The organism is Rhodoferax sp. ZS1R8, from assembly GCF_056521325.1.
In genome coordinates this window covers 902,559-922,279 of sequence record NZ_JBWMBA010000002.1, presented here as the reverse complement: position 1 = coordinate 922,279, position 19,721 = coordinate 902,559, and the positions used below count along the sequence as shown (strand labels likewise).

The 19,721-nt window shown below is 60.4% G+C and carries 17 protein-coding genes; 11 read left to right on the top strand and 6 right to left on the bottom strand.

The features are described from left to right. Nucleotides 1–6 precede the first annotated feature (6 nt). The 3 genes from AC097P_RS10265 to AC097P_RS10255 are packed head-to-tail and all read left to right on the top strand — an operon-like array spanning nt 7 to nt 1,434. Complete coding sequence (locus AC097P_RS10265) at nt 7–534, top strand: N-acetyltransferase family protein (protein WP_479610293.1); 528 nt, start codon at nt 7–9, stop codon at nt 532–534. Nucleotides 535–559: 25 nt separating this feature from the next. Next, nucleotides 560–967, top strand: coding sequence for a hypothetical protein (locus AC097P_RS10260; protein WP_479610292.1), 408 nt, complete (start codon nt 560–562; stop codon nt 965–967). Next, on the top strand, nt 964–1,434 hold the full coding sequence (locus AC097P_RS10255; protein WP_479610291.1) for an N-acetyltransferase family protein: 471 nt from the start codon (nt 964–966) through the stop codon (nt 1,432–1,434). The genes AC097P_RS10260 and AC097P_RS10255 overlap by 4 nt, the downstream gene beginning before the upstream one ends. Before the next feature lie 77 nt (nt 1,435–1,511). Here the strand turns inward: AC097P_RS10255 and AC097P_RS10250 are convergent, their stop codons facing one another. Both AC097P_RS10250 and AC097P_RS10245 read right to left on the bottom strand, forming a co-directional pair. Next, nucleotides 1,512–2,957: an SH3 domain-containing protein gene (locus tag AC097P_RS10250; protein ID WP_479610290.1), complete on the bottom strand. Its 1,446-nt coding sequence runs from the start codon at nt 2,955–2,957 to the stop codon at nt 1,512–1,514. 1 nt (nt 2,958) lies between these two features. After that, nucleotides 2,959–4,269, bottom strand: a complete 1,311-nt coding sequence (locus AC097P_RS10245) for a prohibitin family protein (RefSeq protein ID WP_479610289.1) — start codon at nt 4,267–4,269, stop codon at nt 2,959–2,961. A 198-nt stretch (nt 4,270–4,467) separates the two neighbouring features. Between AC097P_RS10245 and AC097P_RS10240 the strand changes: the two genes are divergently transcribed. From AC097P_RS10240 to pssA, 5 genes are all read left to right on the top strand, one after another. Further along, entirely contained in the window at nt 4,468–5,181 is a 714-nt protein-coding gene (locus AC097P_RS10240; protein WP_479610288.1) for a response regulator transcription factor, read from the top strand. A gap of 110 nt (nt 5,182–5,291) precedes the next feature. Beyond that, a complete protein-coding gene (locus AC097P_RS10235; protein WP_479610439.1) occupies nt 5,292–7,301 on the top strand; it encodes a sensor histidine kinase in 2,010 nt (669 codons plus the stop codon). Between the two features lie 138 nt (nt 7,302–7,439). Beyond that, a complete protein-coding gene (locus tag AC097P_RS10230) occupies nt 7,440–9,365 on the top strand; it encodes a serine/threonine protein kinase (protein ID WP_479610287.1) in 1,926 nt (641 codons plus the stop codon). A 68-nt stretch (nt 9,366–9,433) separates the two neighbouring features. Continuing rightward, nucleotides 9,434–12,169 (top strand): polysaccharide deacetylase family protein, encoded by a 2,736-nt coding sequence (locus tag AC097P_RS10225; RefSeq protein WP_479610286.1) that lies wholly within the window; start codon nt 9,434–9,436, stop codon nt 12,167–12,169. Between the two features lie 79 nt (nt 12,170–12,248). Continuing rightward, a complete protein-coding gene (gene pssA / locus AC097P_RS10220; protein WP_479610285.1) occupies nt 12,249–12,857 on the top strand; it encodes a CDP-diacylglycerol--serine O-phosphatidyltransferase in 609 nt (202 codons plus the stop codon). A gap of 56 nt (nt 12,858–12,913) precedes the next feature. Here pssA and AC097P_RS10215 read toward each other — a convergent pair whose 3' ends face one another. The 3 genes from AC097P_RS10215 to AC097P_RS10205 are packed head-to-tail and all read right to left on the bottom strand — an operon-like array spanning nt 12,914 to nt 15,659. Then, entirely contained in the window at nt 12,914–13,753 is an 840-nt protein-coding gene (locus AC097P_RS10215; RefSeq protein WP_479610284.1) for an ABC transporter permease, read from the bottom strand. Nucleotides 13,754–13,769: 16 nt separating this feature from the next. Beyond that, nucleotides 13,770–14,585: an ABC transporter ATP-binding protein gene (locus AC097P_RS10210; protein ID WP_479610283.1), complete on the bottom strand. Its 816-nt coding sequence runs from the start codon at nt 14,583–14,585 to the stop codon at nt 13,770–13,772. A gap of 27 nt (nt 14,586–14,612) precedes the next feature. Continuing rightward, complete coding sequence (locus AC097P_RS10205) at nt 14,613–15,659, bottom strand: ABC transporter substrate-binding protein (protein ID WP_479610282.1); 1,047 nt, start codon at nt 15,657–15,659, stop codon at nt 14,613–14,615. Nucleotides 15,660–15,800: 141 nt separating this feature from the next. Between AC097P_RS10205 and AC097P_RS10200 the strand changes: the two genes are divergently transcribed. The 3 genes from AC097P_RS10200 (at nt 15,801) to AC097P_RS10190 (ending at nt 18,230) form a co-directional block, all read left to right on the top strand. Continuing rightward, nucleotides 15,801–17,261, top strand: coding sequence for a sensor histidine kinase (locus AC097P_RS10200; RefSeq protein WP_479610281.1), 1,461 nt, complete (start codon nt 15,801–15,803; stop codon nt 17,259–17,261). 188 nt (nt 17,262–17,449) lie between these two features. Beyond that, nucleotides 17,450–17,662 carry a 30S ribosomal protein S21 gene (gene rpsU / locus AC097P_RS10195; RefSeq protein ID WP_094477962.1) on the top strand — a complete coding sequence of 71 codons (213 nt, stop codon included), beginning with the start codon at nt 17,450–17,452 and terminating at the stop codon, nt 17,660–17,662. Between the two features lie 103 nt (nt 17,663–17,765). After that, nucleotides 17,766–18,230, top strand: a complete 465-nt coding sequence (locus AC097P_RS10190; RefSeq protein ID WP_479610280.1) for a GatB/YqeY domain-containing protein — start codon at nt 17,766–17,768, stop codon at nt 18,228–18,230. A gap of 51 nt (nt 18,231–18,281) precedes the next feature. On the opposite strand, the gene pmbA is transcribed toward AC097P_RS10190, so the two are convergent. Continuing rightward, nucleotides 18,282–19,700 carry a metalloprotease PmbA gene (gene pmbA, locus AC097P_RS10185; protein ID WP_479610279.1) on the bottom strand — a complete coding sequence of 473 codons (1,419 nt, stop codon included), beginning with the start codon at nt 19,698–19,700 and terminating at the stop codon, nt 18,282–18,284. Nucleotides 19,701–19,721 lie beyond the last annotated feature (21 nt).

Genomic DNA, 19,721 nt, shown 5'->3' with positions numbered 1-19,721 from the left:
GCCTCTATGCGAATACGTAAAGCACAACCATCCGACCTCGGCCGCATTGCCCAACTGCATGTGCTGAGCTGGCGTACAGCCTACCGGGGCGTACTCAGCGACGCCTACCTCGACGGCGATCTGCTTGCGGATCGCATGGCATTGTGGGAGGAGAGGTTCAACACGCCTGCCGGCAACCAAACCATTGTGGTTGCCGAAATGGGTGAGTCCATCGCTGGACTGGCCTGTGCGTTCGGGGACTACGATGCCCAATGGGGCAGCTTGTTGGAAAACTTGCATGTTTCGCCGGGACTAAAAGGTACAGGCATCGGCGCGCAGTTGGTGGCTCATATCGCCGGGTGGTGCGCACAGACACAATCTTCTGACAGCTTGCACCTGTGGGTATTGCAGGGCAATACTGCAGCACAAGGCTTCTACGGGCGCATGGGCGCCACCGCGGTCCAGCAATCTGTGTGGGACGCCCCCGATGGCAACTGCGTGCCCGAGTTGTGCTTTGCCTGGCCGAGTCTTGCACCCCTGTTGCAACGGCTATAACTGGGTGAATGAAAGGAGACACACCATGCGAAACCCCCACGCTCTGATGTACGCCATGTGCTGGAATTTGCTGTGCTGCGTCAGTGGTGCCAGCCATGCGGCCGGCAGTTGCAACGCTGAGGCTTTGAATTCGCCCGGCTACGCGCACGCCCTCGAATCGGTCCGTAATCTTCCCGAGCTGACCACTTGGTCCCGCACCCACGCGTTCCCGGTTGCATTTGGCGAGTCCTTTGACAAGCAGGAACGGCTAGAGGGCCGTTGCTACTGGACCGTATCGGTGTACGCCAACCGGCCCGAACGCCTTGAGTTGTGGCATACCTTCTATGTGGAGGCGAACAACGGCAAGCGGTTGTTGGTACAAGATCCGGTTTCTGGTGACGCCATTTCACTGCAGAAGTGGCGCTCCAAAGGGGATAAATCGCGACTGGCATGAACGGATCGCACACAAGGCTTCTGGTGCGGAGCGCACTGCCCAGCGACGCCCAACGGATCGCTGAGCTGTATCGCCAGCTGGTCACGCATCCTGCTGTAAACGTATTGTCGCAACGGATCGCCGCGCTATCCAAAGACCCCAACACGGGCCTGTTTGTTTGCGAGCAAATGGGCGAAGTCGAAGGCACGGCAATGGTCTCGCTGTGCGCCGACGTCATGTTTGGCACGCAGCCTTTCGCCGTTGTCGAAAACATCGTGGTCAACGACAAACTACGTGGCAAAGGCGTGGGTTCGGCGTTGCTTTCACACATAGAAGCGTTCTGCCTGGCCGGCGACTGCTCAAAAATCATGTTGCTGAGTTCCATCGGCCGAGAAGAAGCCCACCGTTTCTTTGCGCATGCGGGGTTTGCGGGTTCGCAGAAGCGTGGATTCGTCAAATACCGCAGCGCGTTCCAAACGCAGCATTGAAAACGCGCTGTTTCGCACATCTGTCGACTTACTGGCAGCGTCAACTACACCACATGTAACTTCGGCGTCGAGAGCGCCTACCGCAAACTCACCGTTTGCCCCTTCCAAGCCGGGTCTTGCCAACGGTAAAACGTGCTGAGGTTTTTCGGCTGGTCAGCCTGCTTCTCCACTTCCAGGTTTGCGGTGCGCAGCACTTCAAAGCTGGTCTTGTAGCGGCCGTCGATCTTGGCTTCACGCGCCGCCAGCATCTGGGTCGTACCCGGCACCCAGCCGGCAAATTCCACGTACCCCAGGTTGGGATTGTCCAAGGCCGGGGGCAATACGTCCACGCCCCAACCCTTGGGGCTTTGCTGGAACACCCACATCTCGCGCCACGTGTCGAGTGGCTGCACGGCCAGTGCCAGCGCAGTGCCTTGGCGGTTGACCGTGGCGGACGCGGCCCAGACCACACCATAGGTGCAGCGGGTGAACAGCGGGTCCTTGGTGTCGTGCTTGGCATCCACCACGTGCACACAGGTTTCGCCAGGCTGGCCGGTGCTCAGGCGTACCGACAGCTTGGTGATGGGCTGTGCCACGCTGCCGGAAGCACCATCCGACAAGGCCGGCTCTGCACCCCAACGCGAGGCACCGACACGAATGGCAGCATCGCTATAGGCGGCAGCGTCTGCCTCCGCCAGTTCGGTTTTATTCACCGCAGCCAACTCTTGCAGAGCACGGGCCGCCGCCGCCTGCACGGTGGCGGGCGCAAATTCGCTGCGCCGTGCACGCTGAAAGGCCAGGCTTGCCCATACGCCCGCCCTGCGCAAGTGCATGCGGTTCTTCAGCACTTCGGGCAGGTCGCGCATCTCCACGCGGTCCAACACGTCGGCGCGCCAGTTGTCTTGCGCAAAGCGCTCGATCGGATTCAGATTCGGCGCCACGCATTCGTGCTTGGTCAGCGCCAAGGCAGCCAGCGCCTTCTGGCTGTCGGTCGCCGGTAGTGCCAGCACGCGGCGGTGCGCGTCTCCGTTGTAGCAAAGCTGAACCTGGCCGTCGCGCTCAAAACTCAGCATCTCCACGCCGTAGGCCGCGGCCACTTCCAGATGTGCGGCCAATGCGTCGCCGCCTGGCTTGCCTTGGCGGGCGGACGCGCGGCGCGCCAGCCTCTCGGCCATGGCACCCAGTGCGTCAAACGCTTCGCCATTGATCGCCTCTGCGGGAGCCGCGCGCAGGTAGGCGGCGGCGTAACCAATGCCCAGGGACTCGGACCCCGGCGTGTCGCGCAGAAAGCGCACGACCGACAACAGCTCCGGCGCTGCCTCTGGTTTCAGCGACTGGCTGCGCACCTGGGTTGCGCGGATAAAGCCAGCGCGTTCACGGCGGTGGTCATAGACCTGCAGGTAATCACCCTTCTGGCCGCGTATCTCCAGGCTATCGCCCTGGGCCAGCACGGCCTGTTGGGGTGCGGAATCGCGCGGTGCCGAACGCAAAGAAGACTGGTCTTGGGTGACGATGGCAATGACCAATAGGGATGCGGCGATCATGTTATTTACCGCCTTCGGTCGTGTCTTGGTCGGCCTGGGCAGTCTCTGCATTCGCCTCTGGCGCTTGGGTGGTACGAACGGTTTGTGCGGTGTTTGGTTTGCCCGCACCCAACAACGCGGAGCCTATGAAACCACCATCAGACGGGGTCGGCGCGATGATGACGGTGATCTTGTCCGACAACTTGTCGGCCATGGTCTTCTGGATCAGCAGTGGGTTCTTCGATATCAATGCACCGTCACGTGCCAACTGTTCGCTGGTGATCTTGCCGATGCGGTCCTGGCGGTAGGCTTCGGCGTCGGCCAGGTTCTTGCGCGAATCGGCTTCGCCCGAGGCTTCAATGCGGCGGGCCTGGGCTGTGCCTTCGGCGGTCTTGATGCGTGAGACCTTTTCGGCCTCGGCTTCCAGCGCACGTTGTTCGATCTGTTTTTGCTTGAAGGGCAGCACATGCTTCATGGCCTCGGCCTGGGCCTTCGCGGCGATGATCTGCTCTTCACCGGCGGCCTGGGCGGACGTTTCGCGGCGCACCTTGTCGGCCTGGGCTTCCAGCTCGGTTTGCTTGACTTGCTTCTCTTTCAGCTCCAGCGTGTAGCGCATCTTCTCAGTAGCCAGTTCTTCGGCCAGCAGATTCTCCATACCCGCCTTGTAATCCCGTGGGAGATCGACCTTGCCCATGGTCACGGCTTCCAGCTTGATGCCGTCCTTGGCCAGACGGGGTTTCAGTTCGGCTTCTATCAACTGTTGGATCTCGGCGCGTTTGCTGGAGAAGATCTCGCGAACCGTATAGCGAGCCAATGTTTTGTAAAGCACACCTTGCACCACGGGTTCGACAATTTCGCGGTTGATGTCTTCGGGCAGATCACGGGCCATGGCGGCAATCTTGTTGGCGTCCAGCGCATAACGCACCGAAATATCGACGCCAATCGACAAACCTTCTACCGACTGGAAAGGTGCCTGGCCGCTGGCGCTGGCGTTGGCCGTGGGGCGGTAGACCTGGTCACGCAGCGAGAAGCGGCGCAGCTCGTGCAGGCCGGGGATGATCAGCACCGCACCATCGCGCACTTCGCTCGATGATCCGGTCAACTGGTTCAAACGCATGCCCATCTCGCCGCGGGCAATGCTCTGCATCGGAGGGTGGGTGTAAATGGCATAGCCGCCGGCTGCCAGCAGCCCCAGTGCGATCAGGCTGGCGCGCCCTGGCATGCGGGCAGCGGTGTTGCGAGACAACGCCCCCACCTGGCTGGCCGAGCGCCGAGTGATGCGGCGAAACTGGGTGGCAATCGCTCTGGCAATGTGGTTGAAACGGTCTGACATGGTGGCTTCCTGGGTTGTGGTTGGGATGGGTGCAATCGTGCGCGCAGACCCCACGAGCAAACAATGGCGGCCCGGGGTAAGTCTGCTCACCGGGCGTGAAGAAACACTCACACCGACCAATCGCAGCGGCCATGCGGACAGCGGATACTCGGGGCGATACTCCCGCGTCGCAACCCGACAAGCCCCAAGGAAACATCCATGTTCAAGGTCGCCGTCATCGAAGATGACATCCCCACCAGCCAGCAACTCACGGCATGGATACAGGCCGCGCGCCCCGGCATCCAGGTGGACAACTGGTTCAGCCGCGACGATGCCGAGGCAGCCATCGCCCGCGAGACCTATGACGTCGTGGTGCTGGACATTGAACTGGGACGTGAGCGCAACGCCGGCATTGCCATCATCAACGCCATCAACAAGAGCCGCAAAGGCACGCCGGTGCTGGTGGTGTCCGCCATGCCGGCCGCCATCTACCGCAGCATCATGAAGGCATTGGACGCCTGGGACTATCTGCAAAAAACTACGTTTGAAGAGAGCGATTTTGTCGACACCTTCCTGGAAATATTGCGCGCGGCCAAGGAGCGTGACCCGGCGCCCACTGCCGCACCCGCCAGCGACGAACTGTCCATAGACCCACTGCGCCAACGCAGTGCGCTATGGCGCGGCAAACGCATCAATTTGCCGCTGACGGCCCAACGCATCCTGGCAGCGCTGTACCAGAAACGGGGTCAGGTAGTGTCGTATGACGAGCTGTTTGAAGTGGTCAAAAGTGGCCGCAACCGCGACAACATCCGCAAACATATCAGCACCATTCGTGAAGCGTTTCGCGAGCTGGACGAAAACTTTGAACGGATTGAGAACATCCCCATGCGTGGCTTTCGCTGGTCTGACGATATAGGGCAGGTGCGCAAGTGAGTGGCTCCATAGCCTCCCCATTCGATGCATCCCTAGCGTGGCTGGCATCGTTCCGGCTACGAGTGCTGTTCCGCACCGCTTTCCTGCTATTGGCATTAGCTACGCTGGTGATGACGGTCTATGTTTTGCAAGAAGAAAAGCAGCGTAGTTATGACAACTACCAGCAAAGTTTTGCCAAGACCAAGGAGCAGATCGCGGCCCAGTTGCGCCATCCCACCGGGCAACTAGCGCTGCTTAACCCGGCAGACCCCAGCACACCAACTACGCCGCTGCACCCGGTGGTACTGCCGTTCTCGGCCATTGACTTCGACGACCAGAGCAAGGTGCGTAACGCGGTGGAGATGACGGGCTGCCTGGTGCAGTACCCGCATTACGGTAGCCTGTGCGTGGCCATAGGCAGCAACCCATGGGCGGGAGGATTCATCTATGCCGCCGGCACCTTTGCCAGTACGGCGCTGGTGCCGCACGCCATAGGCGACAAGTACCTGGACACGGCCCACCGCATACGGGTAGAAGTCAAAATGCGCGGCCAGACCTACCGCTGGATTGCACCGTTCGAGACGCCGGCCCAGTCCGGCAATCCGCAGCGTGAGGGCTTGCGCGGACGATTCACCGGCTATATGGACACCGGCGGGCGCGACTACACCAACGCCCGCACTGTGCGCGACTTCCGTGGTTGGGTCTGGCAAGGTGCAAACTGTCTCAACGACGCTACGCCCAACGACGCCGCACAGGCCAATGGCTGCGAGAAGAAATCGTTCTTCTCGCTACGTCTGCCGGTCGATGTGCTGCGCGACGCTTTATTTCAAAAGGAAAAGCCAGTCTGGCCGCCAGCCGATCTGAACGACATGCAGGTGCGGGTCGAAGTGCTGCCGCCAGGGGACAGCTTGGCCCTATTCGACAGCAATGCTGAAGGGGCAGTTGCCCCGTTCTCACTAGGGGACCTGCGCACCCAGTTGCTGCCCGGCGAGGCACTGAGCATCCGTAGAAGCGGCCAAACCGCCGGCGCGGAGCTGGTCCACCTGGCCGGCAGCGAGGCGGCTACGGCCGAGTCATCGCCGTTGCTGACGCGTCTGATCCGCCGCCTGCCGGTGGATAGCTATGACGCCCCCCTATCGCTCGCCGAAGATGTAGCCACCCCATTGGGCAACTACACGGTTCAACTGCAGGGTGATGCGCGCAGCGTCAACAAGAGCCTGAGCGTGGTGGCCACGCGCCTGTCGTGGTTTGTGGCAGCCATGCTGCTGGCCATTGCGCTGGCCTGGTTGGTGATTGAAGTGGGCATCATCCGGCGCATCGCACGGCTAACGAATCGCTCCATACAGTTGTCCAAAACCGTCAAAACCACGGCTGGGCTAGACCAGTTTGATCTGGCAGACCTGCGCGGCAGCGACGAACTGGGCATACTGGCCAATTGCCTCAACGACCTGTTGCGCCGCGTCAAGGAAGACGCTGAGCGCGAGCAGATCCGTGCCGAACAGGAGAAGGACATGTGGCACGCCGTGGGCCACGAGATCATGTCGCCACTGCAGTCGCTGATGGTGTTGCATGGCGCCGAGGACGACCCCAGCCAGCGCTACATCCATCGCATGCAGCAGGCGGTGCGGGTCTTGTACGGCAGCGCCAGCCCCAGCGAGGCCTTCCAGTCCACGACACTGGCGGTGCAGACGGTGGAGATTAACCGCTTCCTGCACAACGTCGCCGCCAACGCCGCCAGTGTCGGAATTGAGGGTGTACGGTACGTTGGCGGCGCCGACGAAGCCGTGCTGGTGCGCGCCGAGGAGTACGCGCTGGAGGACGTGGTGACCCATGTGCTGCGCAATGCCGAGCGCCACCGCACACCCGGCAGCGCGATCACGCTTGCATTGCAGACTACCGAAACGGATGCCACCGTCACCATCCACAACACAGGGGCGCCTATCCCCGATGGCCTGCTGGAACAAGTCTTTGAATACGGCGTATCGGGCCAGCCGGAACCGGGCGCTAACGGCAACCGTGGCCAGGGACTGTTCGTGGCCAAGACCTATATGGCCAAGATGGGCGGAACGATCGCTGCGCGCAATACCGATGAGGGAGTCAGCCTGGTGCTGGGACTGCAGCGTGTACAGCGCGCCACATAAGAGCACAGGGTTTGTACCAGCCTGCAACTTGTTACGTATTGATGGACTGGCGGTGCGAAGCCAGTGCCATAGAATGTAAATCTCAATAATCGAGTTCCTCGATTGGTGGTCCGTGGGTGTTTTCCAGATATAGGACACATGATTGAATTGCCGATTAGCGTTGCTGCACCGAACGTAAGCCATGTAGACGCATTGGCCGAAGGTACCCGATTGGGGGAGTTTGAGATCCGCGGCTTGATCGGTGTTGGCGGATTCGGCATGGTGTACCGCGCTTACGACCATTCGCTGCAGCGGGACGTAGCCATCAAGGAGTACATGCCGACGGCGCTGGCTGGCCGCGCTGACGGGGGCCTGCACATCTCCGTTCGCACCTCCAACGACCAAGAAACCTTTCAAAAAGGCCTGCGTTCCTTTGTGGCAGAGGCCCGCATGTTGGCCAAGTTTGAGCACCCTTCTCTGGTACGGGTTTTCCGCTTCTGGGAGGCCAACGAGACGGCCTATATGGTTATGCCGCTGTACCGTGGCATGACGCTCAAACAGGCCCGCCAGTGCATGCGCCTGCCTCCTACTGAGGCTTGGCTGCGCAAGGTGCTGTGGTGCATTCTGGGTGCGCTTAAGGTCTTGCACCGCGGCACCGCGTTGCACCGCGACGTGTCTCCGGACAATATCTTTTTGCAGGACAGTGGCCCACCCGTGCTGCTGGACTTGGGCGCGGCACGGCTTGCCATTGGCGACAACGCCAAGCAGCACACCGCGATACTGAAGATCAACTACGCACCCATAGAGCAATACGCCGACAGTCAGGGCGTGCCCCAGGGCCCGTGGACAGATCTGTATGCGCTGGCTGCGGTGGTGCATGGCCTGCTGTGCAACGAGGCGCCTTTGCCAGCCATGATTCGCGTCGTCAATGACAAGATGCCGCCATTTGGCAACGTCGTCAAAACAGTGGCATCGGAATTTGGGCAGGGCTATTCCGAGCAGTTCACGCATGCCATAGCAACGGCACTGAATATCCAGCCGCAGGACCGGCCGCAATCGGTGCGCGAATTTGCCCGCAGTTTGGGACTGGTCACGCCGCAAGGCATGTCGTCATTCGATTGGCGTGCGGAACTGGGCCCAGCCTGTCTGCCCTTGGGAGATATGCCGCGAAATTCCACCGGCCACACCGGCATTGTTGAGAAAACACGGCCCAACACATCCAATCCTGATTACGCCCCCACGCAGTTCATTGGCGATGATGGTGACGATGACGATCCGGATTCTGAATCCGCCAACGCTATCGCCAACTGGGGCCCTGACAGTACCCCGGTGCAGAATCAGAAACCCGCAGAGCGCAGAAACCGGTCGCGCGAACCGGTGAGCGTGCCGGCACCCATTGAAAGTTCCTCCACGGCGCGGCGCAAGAAAAGCAAAGGCGCTGCAAGCAAAGAGGGCAATACGGCACGGGTCAGTCCCGGCATGGTCTGGGTGCTGGTGGCGTCTTTGGCATTGCTGACTATCGTGGCGGCAGGCTGGGGTTGGCGCGGCTGGTCTGCTAAGGGGAAGGTGGTCGCGGCTACTGCCGCCACAACTGCGCCGGCCCTGCCGGAAGAAACCTTTCTCACGCCCCCACCACCGATCAGCCCGGCCAGCAGTGAGGTGGCTGGAGTGGCCGCTACTGCAGTGGAACCAGTCCCTAAAGCCGCCCCAGTCGAAACCATCGTCGAGAGCAGCGCGCCTGCTCGCCCTGCATCGGCAATCCCCGATAAGAACGCCAAAGCGCTTGAGCGGCCCCGCAACTCCGCATCCAAACCGAACAAGGTAGATGGTCCCCGCACGCCCGTAGTTGCCGACGCGGCCAGCGCGCCCACTCCAGCAATTGCGGCTTCACCTGCCTCCGAAGCCAAACCTGCGCCGCCGGCGGCAACACCCGAAAGGCTGTGTTCCGACGCGAATTTCCTGACCCGGCCGATGTGCATGTTCCGCGCTTGCCAGCGACCAGACTTGTCGGGAACGGCCACCTGCGTAGAGTTGCAAAAGAACCTGCAACGCAGCAAAGAGAACAACGAAAACAGCAAGTTCTAGCGCCGTGGTGGCGCTTTGATCGCCGTTGCCGGTGTGCAGATGCTGCGCGGCCCTCAATCCATGACACCATGACCAAAAAAAGTACCCTTGCCATCGTGGCCGTAACGGCCGTCGCAGTCGCGGCAGCAGCCGGTTTCGCCCTGTTGCGCAACCAGCCAGAAACTCTGGCAACGCCCGCGCCTGCCGTGGCAGTGCCGTCCGCACCAGACACCGGCGCATTGTTGGCGAGCTTCAAAGACGTGCTGGCAGCCTACCGCAAGATCATTGTGCTGTTCGCCGACGAAAAGACGCTAAGTGCCAACGAGCGCACCCTGGCCAATCAGGTCGGACAGGGTTTGTTCCATGAGAACAGGGAGCGCGTGCAAGCAGTAGAAGCCAAGCTGGATGGGTTGACGGGCACCGGCAATCCTCAGCGGCTGGGGGCCATCGCGGGCCTGCTGGACTACGTAGAGAGCAGCGCCGACCTGTTTGACGCCGACCGCCTGGCCTTTCGTGAGCTACTGCGCAGTTTGCAAACAACAGTGGCCCGTGATTCGTCGCTGCCCGCGATCAAGCTGCACAAGCGCATAGGCGAAGACCTGGATGCGCTGGCAGAGATAGAGCGCAATTACGAGAAGGAGATCCGGCTGGTGTTTGGTCGCTTTGACACGACACGTGCCATAGAACTAAAGCGCGAACGCTGGCAGGACTATGTGGCCAGCCTGAAAAAGCTTTACACGCGTGAGCAAATTCTCAAAGACTATGGCGTGGTGCTGCCCTACTCTGTGCCCAAGGAAACGGTCCGCAAGACAAAGTCCGAAGACGAAGGCGAAATCTTTGGAAGCAGCCTGCCCGCCAAAACTATTGTGCTGACCTTTGACGATGGCCCCCATGGCAGCTACACCGCCGAGATTGCAGCCATCCTCAAGCAGTACAGTGCACCGGCCATATTCTTCCAGGTGGGTACAAACCTGGGCGCCATGGGTGTTGACGGCAAGGCAAAGCTACTGCCCAAGGCCGACGTGAGCCGCAAGTTGCTGGATGCGGGCCACACGCTGGCCAACCACAGCATGACGCATGCCCAGTTGTCCAAACGCACCGGCGAAGCATTGAAGACCGAGATTGTCGGTACCGACGAGTTACTGAAAGCAGTGGATGCGCGACGCTCACCGCTGTTCCGCTTTCCCTATGGCGCACGCAACGACGAAGGCCTGGCCCTGTTGGATGCGGCACATTTGCGCTCCGTGATGTGGAACATCGACTCGCTGGACTGGGCCGACCCGGTGCCCAGCTCGATTGCCGACCGCGTGCTGCGCACTGTCGAAAAGGAAGGCCGCGGCATTGTGCTGTTCCACGACATCCATGAGCGCACCGTCAAGGCCCTGCCAGCGATATTGGACCGGTTGGTGGCAGAGGGCTACCAGTTTGCCGGTTGGGACGGCAATGGTTTTACAGTAGCCAAGGGCGCCGCACCAGTGGCCCGGCCGGTTGCCGGCAATCCCGGCTACAGCGACTCCTGGGCCATTGTCATTGGCATTGACGACTACGCGAAATGGCCCAAGCTCCAGTACGCGGCGCGCGATGCCCAAGCCATACGCGAGACCCTGATACAGAAGTTCAGCTTTGCACCCGAACACATCGTGTCGCTGAGCAACAAAGAAGCCACCCGCACCGGCATACTGGCCGCCTTCCATGACAAGCTGGCCCACAGCGGCATGACAAAAAATGACCGCTTGTTTGTATTTTTTGCTGGCCACGGTGCGACGCGCCAACTCAGCTCGGGGCGCGACCTGGGCTACATCATTCCGGTGGACTCGGACCCCAACCAAATCGCCACCGACGCGATACCGATGACCGAATTACAAAACATTGCGGAGAGCCTGACCGCCAAGCATGCGTTGTTTGTCATGGATGCCTGCTACAGCGGCTTGGGCCTGACCCGCGGCGGTGGGGGTGGCAATGCGAGCAACTTCCTGCGCGACAACGCCAAGCGCATGGGGCGCCAGATGCTGACCGCTGGCGGCGCGGACCAGTTGGTAGCCGACGGCGGGCCTAACGGGCACTCAGTGTTCACATGGACGTTGCTGCAAGGCCTGGCTGGAAAGGGCGATCTGAATGGCGACGGCATCATCACCGCGACCGAGCTGGCAGCGTATGTGGCACCCGCGGTATCCGCGGTGTCGCGCCAGACGCCAGCATTTGGGAGCCTACCGGGTTCAGAGGGCGGAGACTTTGTGTTCGAACTGGCTGCCAACGACGAGTTCTTGAGCGGAACCTCCAGCCAGCTGTCGGGTGACGCCATTGCGATGAACACCAAGCTGGACGCCACCCGCCCTGCCCCTGCTGCTACCGCGCCAGCAACGGGCGACAAACCTGCGGCGGTTGCGCCATCGGTTGCCGTAGTCATCAAAGACCTCCAGGGTGGCGAGCAGAAGATTGTGACGCCGGTCGCAGTGCCCAGCTCCACGCGTCAGTTGGCCCAGCGCGCCAATGACCGCGGGCTGCAGCTCTACAAGGAAAAACACTACGCGGAGGCAGAAGCCCAGTTCACCGAAGCCCTGAAACTCAGGCCTGACTTTGCGTTGGCTGCCAACAACCTGGGCTTTGTGTTCTACAAGCAGGACAAGTTTGCGGAGGCGGCGCGCTGGTTCGAGAACACCGTCAAGATCGACCCTTCGCGCGCCGTGGCGTATCTGAATCTGGGCGACGCATATGCCAAAGTAGGCCAGGCAGATAAGGCAAAGAAGGCCTTCGGCACGTACCTGGAGCTTGCCCCGAATGGGACCGGCGCAGCCTATGCGCGCCAGCAAGTGGACAAAAGCTAACAACGGTGGCATATATGGAGTGAAGGCGTTGCACGTTATTTGCCCCGCAGCGCAACAACTCTAAATTGAAAGGACAGGCATGAAACCCTTCTCCATGATTCGCGAATTCCACCTTGCCGACTGGTTCACGCTGGGCAATGCTGTGTGCGGAATAGGCTCCATCTTCTCCACGATGACCTACGTGTTGAGCAGTGACATCACGCACATCTACTATGCAGCGGCCCTGGTGTTTGCAGCTTTGGTGTTTGACATACTTGACGGTCGTATCGCACGTTGGCGCAACAAATCTTCTGCCATGGGTCGCGAGTTGGATTCACTAGCGGACGTGATTTCCTTTGGCGTGGCACCGGCAATTCTTGCCTATGGTTGCGGCATGCGCGGTCTGTACGACCGTGTGCTGCTGGCCTATTTTGTCGCTTGCGGTGTGTCTCGACTGGCACGCTACAACATCACGGCGGAAGAGATATCCCAAGGCACGGGCAAGGTGACCTACTTCGAGGGCACGCCCATTCCCACGTCCTTCCTGCTGGTAATCGTGCTGGCCGTGGCGGCGAATATGGGAGCGGTCGGCCAAAACCTGTGGTTCGGCGTCGTGACGATCGGTGGTTTCATGCTGCACCCTCTGGCGCTGCTGTTTGGGTTGTCCGGCTCGCTGATGATCAGCCGCATCCGTATTCCCAAGCCATGACGGTTGCGCGCCCAGATGCGCTTCTACCTACGGTCCAATGTCCGCGCCGTTAGCCACTACAACTTTTCAGACTCACCCTGGCGCGGCTGCCACTTCATCAAACGCCGCTCCAGTTTGCCCACCGCACCATCCAGCAACAGTGCGCAGGCGGTCAGTACGACGATACCGGCGAACACAGTGTTGACGTCAAAAGTGCCTTCGGCCTGCAGGATCAGATAACCCACGCCCCGGGCCGAACCGAGGTACTCACCGACCACCGAGCCGACAAAGGCCAAACCAACCGAGGTGTGCAAACTGGAAAACACCCACGCCATGGCACTGGGCAGGTAAACCGTGCGCAGCAGCTGGCGCCGGTTGGCACCCAGCATGCGCGCATTGGCCAGCACCACCGGGCTGACTTCCTTGACGCCCTGGTAGACGTTAAAGAAAACGACGAAGAATACCAGCGTGATCGCCAGCGCAACCTTGCTCCAGATGCCCAGGCCAAACCACAGCGCAAAAATAGGTGCGAGGATGACGCGCGGCATCGAATTGGCGGCTTTGACGTAGGGTTCCAGGATCGCGCTGGCCATGGGCGCAAGGGCCAGCCAGAGACCGCCGGCCAGGCCCATCACCGTGCCGAACCCAAAGGCCAATACGGTTTCCAGCAGCGTGATGCCCAGGTGCGGATAAATATCTGCCCGGCCGGCCAAGCCATCGGGGAACAATGCGCTGGCACCCTGCGGAAACGGCATGAACCACGACCACAACCGTCCCAGCACCTGAATCGGTTCGCCGATGAAAAAAGCTATCTGCTGGTCGCGCGAAGCCCATTGCCACGCAAGCAGAACCAGCACCAGCACGGCGACCTGCCAAACCCGCAGATTGGCCTCGGACGGCTTCAGGAAATTCAGCATGCGAGCGACCACACCGTTATGCCGCTTTCTTCCGTTGCTGTGCGTAGGCTTTCAGCACTTCTTCCCGCAACACGCCCCAGATCTGTGTGTGCAAGGCAATCGCACGCGGGTGCGTGCGCTGTTCCGCTACATCCCGTGGGCGCGGCAGATCGATGTCGAATTCGCCTATGGGACGGGTGGCCGGTCCGGCAGACAGCACGACAACACGGTCACTGAGCGCAATGGCTTCATCCAGATCATGGGTAATGAACAGCACCGCTTTCTTCTTGGCGGCCCACAGTGACAGTACTTCGTTCTCCATTAGCTGGCGGGTCTGGATATCCAGCGCGCTGAACGGCTCGTCCATAAGTATGATGTCCGGGTCCAAAGCCAGCACCTGGGCCAGCGCCGTGCGCTTGCGCATTCCGCCCGACAGCTGGTGCGGATAGCTTTCTGCAAATTCGGCTAGGCCCACCCGTTGCAACCACTCCTGCGCCTGTGCGCGCGCTTGCGCATCGGGCACCCCACGGTACAGCAGACCCAGCATGACATTTTGCAGGGCCGTGCTCCAAGGCATCAGCGCGTCGGACTGGAACATATAGCCAGCACGGGCATTGAGACCCTGCAGGGGCTGCCCAAACACGCGGACTTCGCCCGCCGAGGGCTGTAACAATCCAGCGGCAATATTAAGCAGCGTGGATTTGCCACAGCCCGTGGGACCCACCACCGACACGAACTCGCCGGCGCGCACCCGAAGCGTGGCGTCGGCAACGGCCGCATAGCGCTGCGCCGATGCGTCGCGCGAACGGAATACGCAGGAGATGTCGACGAATTCGAGTGCGTAGTCAGTCATGCAGTACGCAACGAGCACGGCGGCACGTCATGCCTTGAAACGCTCTTTGGCCCTGCGGGCAAACGTGTTCGTATAGGTCTGCGCCAGCTCGATCTTGTCGGCCTTGATCGCCGTATCAAAGCTGGCAAGCGTGCGCAGCGCCGTGCGGGCACCCTCGTCGGCGATGAGTCCGTCGGGAGAAATTGCCTCGCGCACTTTATCAAAAGCTGCCAGATACAGCCCACGGTCTCCCAGCAAATACCCTTCGGGCACGGTCTTGACGATGTCGCTAGGGCCTGCGTTCTGCAACCACTTCAAACTGCGCACCATGGCATCAGTCAGCGCTTGCACCGTGTTCGGATTTTTCTGAACGAATTCAAGCGGTGCGTACAGACACCCGGCCGGCATAGCGCCGCCAAACACATCGACCGTGCCTTTGAGGGTGCGGGTGTCGGCAATGATGCGGATCTCGCCCTTTTGCTCCAGCATGGTCATCACCGGATCGGTGTTGCTCATCGCATCGATCTGGCCCGAGCGAAAGGCGGCCAGCGCGCCAGCCGCCGTGCCCACGCCGATGAAACTGACGTCAGCAGGCTTGAGCCCGGCACGCGACAGTATCAAATTGGCAACCATATTGGTTGACGAACCAGGCGCCGACACGCCGATCTTGCGGCCCCGTAGGTCTGCAATCGTTTTGTAGTCTGGCATGGCCTTGGGTGAAATGCCCATGGATATCTGCGGTGCACGGCCTTGCAGAACAAAAGCCTGGAATTTTTGGCCTTTTGACTGCAGGTTGATCGTATGCTCATAGGCGCCGGAAACCACGTCCGACGAGCCACCCACTACCGCCTGCAGGGCCCGGGAGCCCCCTGCGAAATCGCTGATTTCCACGTCCAGCCCCTCGGCCTTGAAATAGCCCAGCTGCTCCGCTATCGTCAAAGGCAGATAGTAGAAAGCAGCCTTACCACCAACTGCGATCGCTATTTTTGACTTTTCCAGACTGCCCTGCGCCAGCAACGCGGGCGCAATGAGCGTTGTAGTGGACAGGGCGGCCGTGGTAGCAAAGGTACGACGGCTCAACGGGATGTCATGCATGGTGATTCCACGGGTGTATGAAGGATTGTACTGAGCGGCGGGCCATCGGCAATCGGTTAAATTGCCGTGGTTTTCCCGGCGTGAAGTGGGTAAGATCCAGCCAGGGAGGGGTAGCCGGCATGCGCTCACAGGAATTCAAGCATGGATGCTGAACAGGTAGAACTGGCACGGCTGCGCGCCGTTGTGGAACGCTGTGGCGAAGGCCTTCTCGTGATCCAGAACGACCAGTTCGTGTTCGCCAACAACCGCGCAATGGAACTCCTCCAGACCACACGCGAGGAAGTGATGGCAGAGGGATACCTGTACCGCGTTCACCCCGAAGATAGACCCTGGGTAGAAGAGCGGCGCAAACAACGCCTCGCTGGCCATGAAGTCCCCAACCGCTATGAAATGCGAGCCGTGCTGGCCAATGGTGATGTGCGCTGGCTGGATATTGGCGTCGCGATGATTCCATGGGGTGGCACGCCGGCCACGCTAACTTTCTTCTCGGATGTCACCGAACGCAAACGGGCCCATGAAGACTTGCAACGCGCCTCTTCGGAGCGAGAAGCTATCCTGCACAACGCCTTGGTAGGCATCGTGCTTTCGGTAGACCGGCACAACCAATGGGTCAACGACAAGTTTGCCGAGATGGTGGGCTACAGCCGCGAGGAACTGATAGGCGTGCCTTCGGCCATGCTGCACCCCGATCGCGAGGTGTGGATACAGCTGGGGCGCGAGCAGCGCGCAGCGCTGCTGGCAACCAGTACCAGCTCCAGCGTGCGCCAACTCAAACGGCGCAATGGCGAACTGTTCTGGGTTCACATGGAAGGCCAGTGCGTCCACAAAAACGATCCCGACGCGGGCGTGATCTGGACCTTTCTGGACATCACCGAACGGCTAAAGGCCGAGCACGACACGCAAGCAGCGCTGGAGCAGCAAAAGGAATTGAACACCCTGCGTTCCCGTTTCGTGGCAATGACAAGCCACGAGTTCCGCACGCCGCTGTCGACCATCCTGTCATCTGCCGAGTTGCTCAAATACTATGACGAGCGCCTGCCCAAGGCCGAGAAGCTGGAAATCATCAAGACCATCGAAGACGGCGTGCAGCGCATGAAGCGCATGCTGGACCGGGTGTTGTTGCTGGGCAAGGTTGAAGCCCATATGCTGGAGTTCCGGCCCCAGGCCGTCAATCTGATACAGATTTGCAAGGATCTGGTGGAGGACACGCGCACCCAGCATCCGCTGGCCCGCAGCGAGATCACGACGGACTTCTTGAACGTCGCAGACCACGGACTGTTTGATGAGAAGCTGCTAAATCACATCTTTGGAAACCTGCTGTCCAATGCGCTGAAATACTCGCCACACGGTGGAGGCGTGCACTTTCGCGTGGCTTCGGACGGAGCGCACACCGTGTTTGAGGTGTCTGACCACGGCATTGGCATCCCGTCTGATGAAATCCCCCATCTCTTTGAATCGTTCCACCGCGCCAGCAATGTGGGCGACATCCAGGGCACCGGCCTGGGCCTGGCGATTGTTAAAAAAGCCGTGGACCTACATGGCGGTAGCATCTGCGTAGCCAGCGCTACGGGAGAGGGCACCCGGTTTACGGTGCGCCTCTAAGTGGCCCCAGGACTTATTGCGGCCAAATTCTGCAATAGAGCTGCTCAAAAACGCTATAATCCAAGGCTTTTCTGGCATTCCCCCGTCGGCCAAATACTAGTTACAGACGGGGAAATCGCTGAACGTGGCATGTGGGGCTCGATCTCCCCCCGTGACTGGCGGCAGCACTTTTTGGACAACATTACGTAATGACAACCATCCGTGTAAAAGAAAACGAGCCGTTTGACGTCGCTCTGCGTCGCTTCAAGCGCACTATCGAAAAATTGGGTTTGCTGACTGACTTGCGCGCACGCGAGTTCTATGAAAAGCCCACTGCAGAGCGCAAGCGCAAGAAGGCAGCCGCCGTCAAGCGTAACTACAAGCGCATCCGCAGCATGCAATTGCCGAAGAAGATGTACTAAACGTACAGCCTTCCAAGGCCCAAAAAAAGCTCGCTTGGGGACGCTCCGGCGGGCTTTTTTTTATTCCACCTTTTTACTGAGCCCCCTTTTCAGGAAGCCTGCAATGTCATCACTCAAAGACCAAATCACCGAAGACATGAAAACCGCCATGCGCGCCAAGGACACCGAGCGCCTGGGCACGATTCGCCTGCTGCTGGCGGCCTGCAAACAGCGCGAGGTGGACGAGCGCATTGTGCTGGACGACGCAGCCGTGGTGGCCATCGTCGACAAGCTGATCAAACAGCGCAAGGACAGCGTGGAAGCCTTTGTAAAGGCCGAACGCCAGGAGCTGGCGGACAAAGAAACCGCCGAGATTAAGGTGCTGCAGGCCTACCTGCCACAACGCCTCAGCGCCGACGAGGTGCTGGCAGAGGTCAAGGCTATCGTCGCCGAACTGGGCGCTGAATTAGGACGCGCTGTGGGCTCCGGCGATATGGGCAAGGTGATGGGCGTCGTGAAGACCCGCCTCGCTGGCAAAGCTGAAATGGGCACCGTATCGGCAGCCGTCAAGACTGCGCTGGCAGGCTAAAACAAAACGGGGCCACATCGGCCCCGTTTTTATTGTCGGTACGGCGCTTTCTCAACTACCAGCCACCTTCATCCGGTTGATAAGGATTGAGCCCACAGTCTTGGCACCATAGTTGTAAATATCCGCACCCACTGCCTCAATGCCCTTGAGCATGGTCTTCATGTTGCCGGCAATCGTGATCTCGTGTACCGGATAGGCAATGCGGCCCTTCTCCACCCAGAAGCCACTCGCGCCGCGAGAATAATCACCGGTCACGTAATTAACGCCCTGCCCCATCAGCTCGGTCACAAACAGGCCGGTGCCCAGCTTCTGCAGCATTGCGTCCAAATCATCACCAGCGCGGGTCAGTCGTGATGTGAAGGTCAGGTTGTGCGACCCGCCGGAATTGCCGGTGGTCTGCATGCCCAGCTTGCGGGCCGTGTAGCTGCTCAGGAAATAGCCTTTGACACGTCCGCCTTCGATGACTTGGCGGGGGCGTACGCTGACGCCTTCGTCGTCAAATGGCGAGCTGCCTTTGCCGCGCAGCACAAACGGATCTTCCTGCACATCGATATGCTTGGGCAACACCATCTTGTCCAGCGAGTCGAGTAGGAAAGTGCTCTTGCGGTACAGGGCCCCGCCACTCAATGCCTGCACCAGGGTGCCCACCAGCCCCGCAGCCAGCGGAGATTCAAACAGCACAGGGCACTCCAGCGTGGCGATCTTGCGCGCCTTGAGGCGGCTCAGCGCCCGCTCGGCCGCGTAGCGCCCAATGACTGCAGGCGATGCCAGCGCGTCCGGGTGGCGCATGGAACTGTACCAGCTGTCCCGCTGCATGTCCTTGCCGCGGCCGGCAATCGGCGACACCGACATGGAATGGCGCGAACTGGCATATCCGCCGCGAAAACCGTGCGTGTGTGCACTGAAAAAATGCGACTGCTGGGCCGACACGGCCGCGCCTTCGCTGTTGGTAATCTTCTTGCTGGTGGCTAAAGCCGCGGCTTCACACTCCAGCGCCAGGCGCATGGCATCTTCACTGGTCAGCGCCCAGGGGAAGAAGAGGTCCAAATTGCGCTCGCGGTCGGCCTCTGGCGCGATGTCCTTCAGGTCGGGCAAGCTGGCGAATGCGTCCTCAGCGGTAAAACGGGCAATGTCATAGGCGGCGGCTACCGTCTGTGCAATCGCTTCGTCCGAAAAATCCGACGTGCTGGCATTGCCGCGGCGCTGGCCAACGTACACCGTGACGCCCAGGGACTTGTCGCGGTTGCGCTCCACATTTTCCAGCTCGCCATTTCGTACGGAGACGCTCAGACCACAGCCCTCAGACACCTCCGCACCCGCATCGGTTGCGCCCAGCTTTTTGGCTTGGGCAAGGGCTTTGTCCACCAAAGATTCAAAAAAGGGCCGACTAAACGCAAAACCGCTGTCGGCCGGCTTGGTGGATGTAGCGCCTGCGGGCGAGGATGGGAGGGAGGATTGGGGGGTCTTCATAGCGGAGGCTATGATACTTGT

Excerpts from the sequence above, each read along its gene's own strand:
- AC097P_RS10265 (WP_479610293.1), top strand. The coding sequence starts at position 7 with ATGCGAATACGTAAAGCACAACCATCCGACCTCGGCCGCATTGCCCAA.
- AC097P_RS10260 (WP_479610292.1), top strand. The coding sequence starts at position 560 with ATGCGAAACCCCCACGCTCTGATGTACGCCATGTGCTGGAATTTGCTG.
- AC097P_RS10255 (WP_479610291.1), top strand. The coding sequence starts at position 964 with ATGAACGGATCGCACACAAGGCTTCTGGTGCGGAGCGCACTGCCCAGC.
- AC097P_RS10250 (WP_479610290.1), bottom strand. The coding sequence starts at position 2,957 with ATGATCGCCGCATCCCTATTGGTCATTGCCATCGTCACCCAAGACCAG.
- AC097P_RS10245 (WP_479610289.1), bottom strand. The coding sequence starts at position 4,269 with ATGTCAGACCGTTTCAACCACATTGCCAGAGCGATTGCCACCCAGTTT.
- AC097P_RS10240 (WP_479610288.1), top strand. The coding sequence starts at position 4,468 with ATGTTCAAGGTCGCCGTCATCGAAGATGACATCCCCACCAGCCAGCAA.
- AC097P_RS10235 (WP_479610439.1), top strand. The coding sequence starts at position 5,292 with ATGACGGTCTATGTTTTGCAAGAAGAAAAGCAGCGTAGTTATGACAAC.
- AC097P_RS10230 (WP_479610287.1), top strand. The coding sequence starts at position 7,440 with ATGATTGAATTGCCGATTAGCGTTGCTGCACCGAACGTAAGCCATGTA.
- AC097P_RS10225 (WP_479610286.1), top strand. The coding sequence starts at position 9,434 with ATGACCAAAAAAAGTACCCTTGCCATCGTGGCCGTAACGGCCGTCGCA.
- pssA (WP_479610285.1), top strand. The coding sequence starts at position 12,249 with ATGAAACCCTTCTCCATGATTCGCGAATTCCACCTTGCCGACTGGTTC.
- AC097P_RS10215 (WP_479610284.1), bottom strand. The coding sequence starts at position 13,753 with ATGCTGAATTTCCTGAAGCCGTCCGAGGCCAATCTGCGGGTTTGGCAG.
- AC097P_RS10210 (WP_479610283.1), bottom strand. The coding sequence starts at position 14,585 with ATGACTGACTACGCACTCGAATTCGTCGACATCTCCTGCGTATTCCGT.
- AC097P_RS10205 (WP_479610282.1), bottom strand. The coding sequence starts at position 15,659 with ATGCATGACATCCCGTTGAGCCGTCGTACCTTTGCTACCACGGCCGCC.
- AC097P_RS10200 (WP_479610281.1), top strand. The coding sequence starts at position 15,801 with ATGGATGCTGAACAGGTAGAACTGGCACGGCTGCGCGCCGTTGTGGAA.
- rpsU (WP_094477962.1), top strand. The coding sequence starts at position 17,450 with ATGACAACCATCCGTGTAAAAGAAAACGAGCCGTTTGACGTCGCTCTG.
- AC097P_RS10190 (WP_479610280.1), top strand. The coding sequence starts at position 17,766 with ATGTCATCACTCAAAGACCAAATCACCGAAGACATGAAAACCGCCATG.
- pmbA (WP_479610279.1), bottom strand. The coding sequence starts at position 19,700 with ATGAAGACCCCCCAATCCTCCCTCCCATCCTCGCCCGCAGGCGCTACA.